Annotated in this window: 12 protein-coding genes and 1 riboswitch; of the genes, 8 read left to right on the top strand and 4 right to left on the bottom strand. The window is 35.3% G+C overall.

Translation table 11 applies throughout. The features are described from left to right. Positions 1-165: 165 nt before the first annotated feature. Positions 166-543 carry a large-conductance mechanosensitive channel protein MscL gene (gene mscL / locus AXY_RS10620; RefSeq protein ID WP_015010817.1) on the bottom strand — a complete coding sequence of 126 codons (378 nt, stop codon included), beginning with the start codon at positions 541-543 and terminating at the stop codon, positions 166-168. A 216-nt stretch (positions 544-759) separates the two neighbouring features. Between mscL and AXY_RS10615 the strand changes: the two genes are divergently transcribed. The 6 genes from AXY_RS10615 (at position 760) to AXY_RS10590 (ending at position 5,414) form a co-directional block, all read left to right on the top strand. Next, on the top strand, positions 760-1,416 hold the full coding sequence (locus AXY_RS10615) for a hypothetical protein (RefSeq protein WP_015010816.1): 657 nt from the start codon (positions 760-762) through the stop codon (positions 1,414-1,416). 185 nt (positions 1,417-1,601) lie between these two features. Then, entirely contained in the window at positions 1,602-2,321 is a 720-nt protein-coding gene (gene liaF, locus AXY_RS10610; protein WP_015010815.1) for a cell wall-active antibiotics response protein LiaF, read from the top strand. Then, the gene (locus AXY_RS10605; protein WP_015010814.1) at positions 2,318-3,343 is read left to right on the top strand and encodes a sensor histidine kinase; all 1,026 of its coding nucleotides are present in this window, start codon (positions 2,318-2,320) and stop codon (positions 3,341-3,343) included. The genes liaF and AXY_RS10605 overlap by 4 nt, the downstream gene beginning before the upstream one ends. A 4-nt stretch (positions 3,344-3,347) precedes the next feature. Continuing rightward, a complete protein-coding gene (locus AXY_RS10600) occupies positions 3,348-3,992 on the top strand; it encodes a response regulator (protein WP_015010813.1) in 645 nt (214 codons plus the stop codon). Positions 3,993-4,005: 13 nt separating this feature from the next. Continuing rightward, positions 4,006-4,590, top strand: coding sequence for a DUF1700 domain-containing protein (locus AXY_RS10595; protein WP_015010812.1), 585 nt, complete (start codon positions 4,006-4,008; stop codon positions 4,588-4,590). 2 nt (positions 4,591-4,592) lie between these two features. Next, on the top strand, positions 4,593-5,414 hold the full coding sequence (locus AXY_RS10590; protein WP_015010811.1) for a DUF4097 family beta strand repeat-containing protein: 822 nt from the start codon (positions 4,593-4,595) through the stop codon (positions 5,412-5,414). A 48-nt stretch (positions 5,415-5,462) separates the two neighbouring features. On the opposite strand, the gene AXY_RS10585 is transcribed toward AXY_RS10590, so the two are convergent. The 3 genes from AXY_RS10585 to AXY_RS10575 all read right to left on the bottom strand — a co-directional run bounded on the left by AXY_RS10585 (position 5,463) and on the right by AXY_RS10575 (position 8,913). Continuing rightward, entirely contained in the window at positions 5,463-6,089 is a 627-nt protein-coding gene (locus AXY_RS10585) for a YpmS family protein (RefSeq protein ID WP_231841347.1), read from the bottom strand. 68 nt (positions 6,090-6,157) lie between these two features. Beyond that, the gene (locus AXY_RS10580) at positions 6,158-7,096 is read right to left on the bottom strand and encodes a GDSL-type esterase/lipase family protein (RefSeq protein WP_155835499.1); all 939 of its coding nucleotides are present in this window, start codon (positions 7,094-7,096) and stop codon (positions 6,158-6,160) included. A 137-nt stretch (positions 7,097-7,233) separates the two neighbouring features. Beyond that, a complete protein-coding gene (locus AXY_RS10575) occupies positions 7,234-8,913 on the bottom strand; it encodes an O-acetylhomoserine aminocarboxypropyltransferase/cysteine synthase family protein (protein WP_015010808.1) in 1,680 nt (559 codons plus the stop codon). An 89-nt stretch (positions 8,914-9,002) separates the two neighbouring features. After that, a riboswitch (SAM riboswitch) is annotated at positions 9,003-9,104 on the bottom strand. Between the two features lie 147 nt (positions 9,105-9,251). Between AXY_RS10575 and AXY_RS10570 the strand changes: the two genes are divergently transcribed. Together AXY_RS10570 and cls are read left to right on the top strand one after the other, a co-directional pair. Continuing rightward, a complete protein-coding gene (locus AXY_RS10570; RefSeq protein ID WP_015010807.1) occupies positions 9,252-9,698 on the top strand; it encodes an Hsp20/alpha crystallin family protein in 447 nt (148 codons plus the stop codon). A gap of 453 nt (positions 9,699-10,151) precedes the next feature. Beyond that, positions 10,152-11,585, top strand: a complete 1,434-nt coding sequence (gene cls, locus AXY_RS10565) for a cardiolipin synthase (RefSeq protein WP_015010806.1) — start codon at positions 10,152-10,154, stop codon at positions 11,583-11,585. The last annotated feature ends 201 nt before the right edge of the window (positions 11,586-11,786 follow it).

Below are 11,786 nucleotides of genomic sequence, written 5' to 3'. Positions count from 1 at the left end.
TTTAGGTTAAATAATTTATCAGCGTCAGTGAGTTTTTTTAAAATTCACTGACACTTTTTTTATGGAACAATAGAAAAAGGCCAGTAGATACCTTGATAATTAAGTTAATAAAAACTAATTAAAAGGGGAATCCACATGGCCTATGCTTATAGTAAATGAATCATGTTACATTTCTTTAAGTAAATCACGAATTTCAGTTAACAATTTTGTTTGTTCATCGATTTCTTCAACAACTTCTTCCTCTGTTTCTGCTTGTTTTTTCTTAAATGAGTTGATTACACGTATAAAGAGAAAAATTGAAAAAGCGATAATTAAGAAATCGACAACCCTTTGGATAAAAATACCGTACTCAATTACAGCATCACCAACTATAATAGATAAAGAAGAAAAATCAATGCCACCCATCAATAAACCAATTAATGGCATAATCACGTTGTCTACTAAAGATGATACAATACTACTAAAAGCAGCTCCAATAATAATTCCAACTGCTAAATCTAATACATTACCTCTTGCAATGAATGCTTTAAAATCCTTTAACATCGATTACAACTCCTTTTAGCTAACATAATTTGAGAGCTTACTTTTTTTATAGACTTACCTTAATTTTATCATAAAATCAATGATTATAACTGATTATCTAGAGAAATATATAAATGAACTATTAAATTGTTGAAAAATTCAGTATAATAATTATAAATTAATGTAACTTTTTTGTAATCGTAATAGTCTAATAAGTTAGTAAGGGGGGAGGCAAAAATGAAAACGAAGACGATCTATTTATTATTTTCAAGTACAGGTACGCTACTTGCTAGAACGATAGATTTATACACAAGAACATCCTATAATCATGTCTCAATCGCACTCGATCAATCGTTAAACCTTGTTTATAGCTTCGGCCGTAAAAGACCGAAGAACCCTTTTATTGGTGGGTTTGTGAAGGAGAATTTCAATTTACCTTTCTTTCTAGAATCGAATTGTGCCATCTATCAATTAAAGGTTACAGAACAAGAGTACGAGCAATTAAAAGAGAAAATCTTACTTATGGAAGCACAAGAACACTTATATCGTTATAACTTTTTAGGATTATTTGGTGTTATTTTGAATAAAGAAATACCACGTCAAAATGCTTACTTTTGTTCACAATTTGTTGCAACAGTACTTAAAGAGTGTGGTATTTACCACGGTTCAAAACCACCGGGTCTAATTAGGCCTCAAGATTTACGGGAATGGAGAGAGTTAACGTTAGTTTATCAGGGCAAACTGGAATCCTACCCACATTTAAATGAGCAACCCGAAGAAGAAGAAAATAATCCGATTTACCAAGTATTTAGCACTTATTATTTTATTATTAATTATCAATTATACCGTACGAAAAATCGTGTTTTAAAAACATTACGTTATTTTCGCTATTAAAAAGCTTAGCAGGAGCAACTTGCTAAGCTTTCTTTAATTTGTGCTTATATAATTTATTTATGCAAATAAGCCTTAGGTCTTAGTTAAATATATAGCTGAAGGTTGTTACATAAATTTCCCCCTCAAGGTAAGATTGAATTAACAAAAAGAAATGAAAGATGTCAAATATAAAAAGGAGAACGCCTATGTACAATTTGTTTGAGAAAAAACCAGTTCAAATTATCTTACTCGTCTGTCTAGGAGTATTTGTACTTGAATTTATCTGGATGGATTCAAGACATATTGTTGGAATCGCAATATTAGCTGTTCTTGCCTACTTTTCATGGCAGCATTATTACAGAGAACCGAATCGATTTATCTTTTGGGTGTCGATCATCATTATTGGTTCAATCTTGATAGATACAGTATTCTTTCGGATTATTATAGGGATTGTGCTTGCTTGGTTTATTATTCAATATCTTCAAAATCAATCAGCCGAAAAAGGCGATGTTAGAGTCGTCAAATTCTCAGAAGAGTCTATACAAGAGTCAGAAGTATTGTACACAAATAAATGGTTTGGTCGACAAAATCGAGGGACAGAGCCGTATCAATGGCAAGATTACAATAGTCAAACGATTATTGGTGAGACAGTGATTGACTTAACACAGACAGTACTACCTAAGGGAGAGCCACTTGTTTTAGTCCGTCATCTTGCTGGGACGATTAAAATTATCGTGCCGTATGATGTAGAGGTGAGTATTCACCATTCTGTATTTATCGGATCTGTTGATATTTTTGGTTATGGTTACGATCAAATGACAAATCGTGTTGTTCATTATCAAACTGAAAATTACCATCAAGCGAACCAACGGGTGAAAATCTATACATCAATGATAGCAGGGAAATTTGAGGTGGTCAGAGGATGAGAAAGGCAATAGCAAAGGGCATCCTATTTTCAAGCTTTCTTGTTGTTATTTTACTTTTACTTGTGTTCCAGCAATATGATTTTCTTGACTGGCGCTTTTTATGGGTTCGTAGTTTTGGTGGTTTACCAATAATTATTTTAATCGTTTTACTGATTTTATCGATAGGATCATTTTTTGGTCTTGTATCATATCAGGAGCAGAAGTATCAGCTCCAAATGATTAATGATAGATTAAAACAAGTTTTATCAGGAAAAGCAGAGGCGAATATCGTCACTAGAGCAAAACATAAATCAATTAAACAAACAATCGAATTGATCTATGAACTACAACAACAATTGAATCAAATGGCAAAACGCATGCAAGAAGTGATTAGTGAGCAGCTTGAAGATCAGGAAGAAAAGATTGAAGCGCGATTAACAGAGGAAAGAAACCGATTGGCAAGGGAACTTCATGACTCAGTTAGCCAAGAATTATTTGCTGCATCAATGCTTGTGTCTGCAATTAATGAAATTGAACCTGAAAATATTGATCAAATTACTCAGCCACTTGAGCAAATTGAACAAATGATTCAGCAAGCACAGCTTGAAATGCGCGCTTTATTACTTCACTTACGCCCGATTGCATTAAGACATCAAACACTAAAAGAGGGAATTGATCAGCTAATTTCCGAGCTGGTTGAAAAAGTACCGATTAAAATAAATTGGCAAACAGAACCGATTGTCCTTAATCGTGCAGTAGAGGATAACTTGTTCCGAATATTACAGGAATCATTATCAAATGCATTACGACATGCGAAAGCGGAGCAAATCGATGTAGCCTTCATTAAGCGTGACAATATCGCCATATTGTCAGTTACTGATGATGGGGTCGGATTTGATTCCGAACAGGTTTTATCAGGATCGTATGGATTAGCTAATATGCAGGAAAGAGCGGCTGAAATAGGTGGTCAATTCAAAGTGATTAGTCTACCAAAACAAGGGACGAAAATTACAGTCCACATTCCGCTAAATCGTGAGGAGTGAGAAGATGATTCGAGTATTATTTGTCGATGATCATGAAATGGTTCGCATAGGTGTGACAGCATTTTTAAAAACACAAAAGGACATTGAAGTCGTTGGCGAGGCCGCAAATGGTGAAGAAGGCGTAAAAATGGCACTTGACCTTCGACCAGATATTATTTTAATGGACATTGTGATGGATCAAATGGATGGTATTGAAGCAACTAAGAGAATTATCGAGAGCTGGCCTGAAGCGAAGATCATTATGGTTACAAGTTTTGTTGATGATGATAAAGTCTATCCTGCACTTGAAGCAGGTGCAACAAGCTATCTATTAAAAACATCAAAAGCAAGTGAGATTGCTAATGCAATTCGGAAAACAGCAAAAGGTGAATCCGTCTTTGAACAAGAAGTAACAAATAAAATGATGGCAAAAATGCGTGGGAATTTGAGTCCTGATCTCCACGAGCAACTAACAGAACGAGAACGAGAAATTTTACTCCTAATTGCATCAGGAAAAACTAATCAGGAAATCGCCGATCAATTATTTATTGCGTTAAAGACGGTAAAGGTTCATGTTAGCAACATTTTAAGTAAGTTAGAGGTAAAGGATCGAACGCAAGCGGCTATTTATGCCCATGAACATAAATTGATTGAAAAAGATCAGGTTTAAAAAGGAGGACAACATGAATCAGAAACGATATCTACAAGAATTAGCATATTATCTTCGTTCATTACCTAAAGATGTTCAAGATCAAATTATTAAATTTTATGAAGACGAATTTAATAAAGCTAAAAATGAAGGAAGATCAGAAGAAGATACGATTTTATTATTAGGTAGACCGAAAGCCAATGCAGAGAAGGAACTAGCAATTTATGCTGATCAGATTCAGCCAGAGTCTAGTTTTGATAGTAACGAAGCTTACCAAAGCGAAGAAAAATGGCAAAGTGTAAAGCAAATGAATCAACCAATTAATTATGGCATGCTTATTCTTTTAATCGTCATTAATATTATCTTTGTCTTAGGTCCTGCAGTTGGAATATTATTTGCTGGCTTTGGACTTTGGTTAAGCTCGATTTCTCTTATGGCAACGCCTCTAATGGTATTCTGGTTCAATGGGGCTGTCTCATTCCCAGAGTTCTATCCCGTAATGGCGGCAGTAGGATTAGGAATCTTACTATTTGTTGCAATGCATTATTTATCTAAGTTAGCCTCTCGCTTAATTCGTGCTTATTTTGACGCAATGAAGCGAATGGTAAGGGGGGAATAACGTTGAAAAAGTTCGCATTATTAGGTGCAATTTTATTAGTTATTGGTGTATTAGGTACGATTTTTAATTGGAATCATCTATTAGGAGAAACGAATATTAAAAGAATCGATGATTCAGTCACGGTCGAAGCAAGTGATCTTGAATTAATCGAGATAAACATCGATGTTGCCAATCTAAATCTGTATCAAATTGATGGTGATTCAATTCAAATTGATTATCGTGGAAGAAGTCATCGAAATGTTAAGGACATACTAACAGTTAATAACGACAATGATACGCTTTATGTTGAAGTAACTCATCGTTCTAGATGGTTTAATCTATCTTTTATCCCATTTTGGAACAAACATACAACGAAAATTGACATCGGTATACCAGCAGGATTTGACGGGATTATTGATACAAATGTAGATGTTGGAAAAATTAGTGTGGAAAATTTAAACTTAAAGCAATTTAATGCAGTGGTAAACGTGGGAAATATCGAAGGAAAGCGCGTCTTTGTTGAAGAAGGGACAGTTGAAGTAGATGTAGGGGAAATTAACTTAACTGATGTGAGTAGTCATTGGGATTTAGAAACGAATATTGGTGATATTAATCTTGAGTTACAGGAGTGGGAAGGCAGAATAGATGCAAGATCAAATATCGGTGAGTTAACGTTTCGATTGCCAAGTCACGTTGAATATTATTCACTTCATTTAGAAGCAGAGTTAGGGAAGGTTAGAGGGGTAGATAATCCAATCATTGGATATCGCTCTGCTACAGAAGCGGGCCCAAGCTTAAATGCATTTACTGACATAGGTGATATCGAGATTCATTGGCAACGATAGAACAAGTAAGTAAAAACAGCTAGTTGATCCTTTAAATTGAGGAATTAACTAGCTGTTTGACTGACTTGGATTATCTTTAGGAGCAATTGCGCCTGAACGAGGCACTTTAATAGAAAACGAAATATTTTCATCAGTTAAATCAAGCTCCTGAACACTAAAACGGAAATTACTCTGAATATCGATTTGTGTCACGGCAACATAAATTTGTTCATTTTTTGAATCAAAGTAAAGCCAATCTGGTGAATCAACTTGCTTATTGAAATAATGAAGAATTCGGTCTTTAGGAAGATTTAATAAGCCAAGAGACATTTCAGTGACTAATAAAACTAAGTCGCCATTTTTTTGGACAACTGGATCCATACGAATATTAATTGGAAGTGAAACACCAAAAGCAGAGAATGAACCAAACAGATGGAGATCTTGATCGATATGCACTGAAAATCGCGCAGAATCAGATTGCAAAACTTGGTCGAGATAATCATTTATTAATTGATTTAAATCTCCTTTTGTCGCTTGTACTTTAAATTCTGCTCCAGGTTCATCGATAACAACTGGATTTGGTAATGGATCAGACTTTGGTGGTGTTGTGAAGATAATGACTGCAAAAACCGTAATCGCCACAATATTGATTCCAAAAAGAATGAGAAAATACATTTGCCAATTTCTATTTTTCACATGATCACCTACTTTAGATAACATCTAACTTATAACGGTGAAAATGGATGAGAATGCTTATAATTTTTTTATTGAGGAGAAATTTGTTCATCCATCATCTCTTTTTTTTCTTGTGCTATAAGCTCGAATGTCGGAAGCATTTCTTCTAATACTCGGGCACCGATGAGTGAGTAGCCTGTCTCATTCGGATGGAAATTATCATTAGCTAATAAATTTACTCGATCGATTTGAAATAGGTCATGAATTGGAATAAAGTGTCCTTGCTCATAACTTTCAAATGTCACTTTGCCAATATTATTCCACTTGTTTAATATATCCTCGAGTGCCTCAACCTCATCAAAATAGCCTTCAAAAGGATTATAAAACCCGATTAGAAAAATTTCCACATCTTCATTGTATGATTGAATGAGCTCGAATAGTTCTATTAATCGAGATTGATAATGATCGATTTCTTCATCAAAAATCGCCTCATTTAAGCTTAAAATATTATCGCGAACAATTTTAATCATATCATTTGCACCGACAGTTAACAAAATAATATCTGCTCGCCGAATGGAACGTTGAACAGATGCTTCTTCTTTGATTCTATCAATGACTTGATTTGTTTTAAATCCTCTCTGACCAAAGTTATCAATTCTTACTCGATAATCCATAGCTGAAAGGCGACGCTTAACCGTTGACAAGTAGCCATCACGATTTGTTTCATCACCAACACCTTGAGTTAACGAATCACCAATAGCAGTAATATAATAGTCATTTTGGGTAAAGACATTTATCGTTTGCTCAACCGCTTCTTTAAGTGTTTGTGAAAGATCATTTGTTGCAGTTTGAACCTCTTCATCCATACTTTCCACTTGACTGATAACTTGATCAATAGGTTCTTGATCTGGCTCTGTAACAGTCGTTTGATTAAATTGATTCGGTCTTAAGAGAAGAAATAGAAATATGGCAAATAAGATAACTGTCATGCTTATCCAAAACAATTTAATTTTTCGTCGTCGCGTCATAGTTAACACCCATTCAGAAATAGTTAGATAATATTATTTATTCCCTTTAATGAAATAAATAAAACGATTCGGACGTACCCAATTTAATCTTGAAAAAAATGCACCGCTAACAATTAGCGGCGCAAGTTTATTTTTATTTAATCATGTTTAGGTGTGGCACGAATTTTCTTAGCTGCACCAAAAATACATTGATCTTCAACGTAAAATTGATCATTTGCTTCGGCTTGAGCTTTTAATTCAGTATAGTCATCTTTAGTTCTAAACCAGATCAGCTTCGCATCAGCTGGTAATTGGTCGATTGTACTTGGATTGGAGACAAACAATAGATCAATTGGATCTGTATTGTCAGCTAAGTCAGTTAATTTAAAGCCTAATTTCGTTAATTTTGCTAAACATTTATGCTGAGTCCGATCACCAGCAATGACTATATTCTTCGGTCTAATCCCACCATCTTCGCGAGCAAATGGTGATTCTAGTACCCAACGCACTGCATCATCTAGACTAAGTTTAATAGTAGGCTCTGTTCCCGTTGCTTTTGCAATTGCCTGATCTAGATCTGCAATAATATCGTCAATACTTTCTAAGCCAACTGATAAACGAATCAGTGATTCTGATACACCACTTGCTTTTAGCGCTTCTGCATCTAATTGCTGGTGAGTAGTTGATGCTGGATGAATAATTAGTGATTTTGCATCACCAACGTTAGCAACGTGAGAGAATAGTTTTATATGGTCAATGACTTTTCGACCGACCTCACGCCCACCCTTAACACCAAATGTAATAATTGATCCGAACGTATCAATTAAGTATTTCTTAGCTAATTCATGAGAAGGGTGTGATGCTAAGCCAGGGTAGTTTACCCATTCAACTTCAGGGTGATTCACTAAATAGCTTGCTACTTTTTCCGTATTTTCCGAATGACGCTTAATACGTAGGTTTAATGTTTCTAACCCTTGTAAGAAATAAAAAGCATTTTGAGGACTTAATGAAGGTCCGATATCACGTAATAATTGTACGCGTAATTTTAATGCGAAAGCAGCTGGACCGACATCAGTGCCAAAGCGGATACCGTGATACGTTTCATCTGGTTCAGTAAAGCCAGAAAAACGTCCTTGTGTCCAATCAAATCGACCACCATCGACAACAATTCCGCCTATTGAAGTCCCATGACCACCAATCCATTTTGTCGCAGAGTGAATGACGATATCTGCACCCCATTGAATTGGCTTCGCACCATATGGTGATGCAAAAGTATTATCAATAATTAACGGCACACCATGTTCATGGGCAATATCAGCGACCGCTTCAATATCAAACACATATAAAGATGGATTAGTAATTGTTTCAGCAAAAATCGCTTTTGTCTTATCAGTAATAGCCGCTCTAAAATTCTCAGGATCTGTACCATCAACAAAAACAACATTTATACCATACTTAGGTAGTGTCTCTTTGAATAAATTATAAGTTCCGCCATATAAATTACTATCAGCAATAATTTCATCACCAGTTCCTGCGAGGTTAAAAATCGCTAACGTAATCGCAGACATTCCTGAAGCAGTTGCTACAGCAGCCACACCATCTTCCAATATCGCAACACGCTGCTCAAATGCATCAATCGTTGGATTCATGATCCGCGTATAGATGTTGCCAGGCTCAGCTAGAGCGAATAAGTTTTGTGCATGCTCCGTATCTTTGAACACATAAGAAGTTGTTTGATAGATTGGAACTGCCCGTGATTGAGTTGTTGGGTCAACCTGTTGCCCCCCATGAATCAATTGCGTTTCTACACCGGTTGAACGAAACTGTTCTTTTGACATTTTTTAATCTCCTCCTTGAATGTGTATGTATAACTCTATTTACAAAAAAACCTCTTCTAAGTAAGAAGAGGTTGCGGTGTCTTAGCCTCGTCTTATCTGTCAGATTCATCATCTGTAGGATTTAGCACCTTTCTTACAAGTAGGTTGCTGGGCTTCGTAGGGCCTATTCCCTCCGCCACTCTCGATAAGAGCTATACATATTAGTATGGATTATAGTGGAGAATAAACTATTCGTCAAGTAATTAGTTTAAAAATTTAAACAATTTAGACAAATTGGTGAGAATAGCACAAAACTCTTATCAAACGCATAAATTATTGAAGGATAGGAGTTGAGGAAAATGGCAGAATATGAACAAGACTTTTTAAAAGCCGCTCGAGAGTGGGTCAGAAAAATGGATAGTCTATTCCAGCGCTATTCAGATGACAGCCTACTCGCATCGATCGATCAATTTTTTCAAAACAAACAAATACCAACTTATATTAAAAACACAGAAGATGAGTGGATCGTCACATATCAATTACCTGGTGTCACTAAAGACCGGATTAAAATGTTCATTCGAGACAACCGCTTAATTGTACAAGTAACTGAGGATGAGAGTCAGGAAATTAAAGACGATCAAAAAGATCTCTATCACTTTAAACAGTTTACTCGCTCAAGAGAAAGTATCATTCTTTTACCCGGTGCAATTATTCCTTCAACACTAAAAGCAGATTTCAGAAATGGCTTACTTAAAGTTAAAGCAAGAAAACAAAGAATTAATAAAAGAGATCTTTTACTAGATTAGCTTAAATCTCTCTGAATGATTTTGTACAACCGCTTTTGATTATGACTAGATTCATTAGTTTTGCTAAATATAATCAGAAGCGATTTTTTTAGCTTACAAATGTGAGTCAATTTCATAATACAAAAATCTAGTTAAGAACACGAACAATTACAAATGAAAATACAATATAATACGTAAATAAAGAAGCCTAATCAAGTGATTGGAACGGCAGGCGGCGACTCCAGCGGGAACAATCGTGTCCGAAGATCCAGTGATAAAAGCTTGAAAAGCTTTTATCAATTAGCTGAGGCCGATCCCGCGGAAAGCGTCCGCCTAGAGTGGAAATCACCGCGTCACCTGTAACCCAATTGTTCGTGTTTTATAGCCAATTAAGTCATTATGAAATTCATTCATGTATATTTGTGAACAATTATTGAGTTTTATGGTATATTTAGGACAAGGAAGGGGGTTTATATGTTGGGCTTTACTGAACTTATTATATTTTTAAACTTTCTTTTAGTCATTGCAATTGTTTTTCTTGAGCATAGAAATCCAACGTCAACATGGGCTTGGATTCTTGTTATTACATTTATCCCGATCTTTGGTTTTTTACTTTATTTAATTTTCGGACGCAAGCTGAGTCGTAAGCAACTATTTATTTGGGATAACAAAAGTAAATTAGGTGTAAAGAAAGCCGTAGCAAATCAACTAGAATTATTGGATGAAGGGAGTTTTCCTATTCCCGATCTTTATAAAGATAATATTGATTTATTCTACTTACACTTGCGCAATAATGATGCTATTTTAACTCATGAGAATAAGGTAGAGGTTTTTAATGACGGACAAGCAAAATTTGACCGACTTATAAAAGATTTAACTGAGGCAAAGGATCATATTCATATCCAATACTATATTTACCGAGATGACGCATTAGGTAAAAAAATTGCTGACGTATTAAAATTGAAGGCAAAGCAAGGTGTCTCAGTTCGATTTTTATATGATGATTTTGGCTCGAGAAACTTAAAAAGAAAATTCATCCGTGATTTGAAAAAGGCTGGAGTCAAAGTTGAAGCATTCTTCCCTTCATTAATTCCAAAAGTTAATTTCAAAATCAATTATCGTAACCATCGTAAGGTCGTCGTAATTGATGGGAAAATTGGTTACATAGGCGGATTCAATGTAGGTGACGAATATCTTGGTAAGGTGCAAAAGTATGGCTACTGGCGAGATACCCACCTCCGAATTGTTGGTGAATCTGTACGTAGTATTCAAACACGTTTTATCCTAGATTGGAACCAAGCATCGAAACATCAGCTAATTTTATATGATCCAGTTTTTTATCAAGCTGAACCACAAGGAAATGTTGGGATGCAAATTGTTTCAAGTGGTCCAGACTCGGATTGGGAACAGATCAAATATGGTTATATAAAATTATTGATGGAAGCAGAAGAGTATGTATATATTCAAACACCATACTTCATTCCAGATGAGAGTCTTGCTGATGCTGTCAAAATTGCCTCACTATCTGGGATCGATGTAAGAATTATGATACCGAATAAACCAGACCACCCATTCGTATATTGGGCGACGTATTCATATATTGGTAATATGCTTGAAGCGGGAGCAAAGGTATATATTTACCAAAATGGCTTCCTCCATGCAAAAACAATTATGGTTGATGGAAAAATCGCATCCGTCGGTACAGCTAATATCGACGTACGGAGCTTCCGATTAAACTTTGAAGTAAATGCATTTATTTATAGTGAAGAAGTAACTCAACGCCTCTTAGCTGATTTTGAAGAAGATATGGAAAAATCAGAATTACTCACATTAGAGGCATATCAGCAAAGATCACACTGGATTAAAATTAAAGAATCAATCGCCAGACTGATCTCACCAATTTTATAAGATAATTTTTAAATAGATGTAGCTGAACATACGGCTACATCTATTTTTACTTTTTAAAATGAGAATGTAAATGAACTTGTGTGTATTTCTCGGAACTTGTGTGCATTTCCGCGAACTTGTGTGTATTTCTCGGAACTTGTGTGTATTTCTCGGAACTTGTGTGTATTTCTCGGAACTTGTGTGCATTTCGCAAAACTTGTG

Origin of the sequence: Amphibacillus xylanus NBRC 15112 (assembly GCF_000307165.1) — a bacterium.
In the GTDB taxonomy this organism is placed as follows: domain Bacteria; phylum Bacillota; class Bacilli; order Bacillales; family Amphibacillaceae; genus Amphibacillus; species Amphibacillus xylanus.
This window is presented reverse-complemented; position numbering and strand designations above follow the sequence as displayed.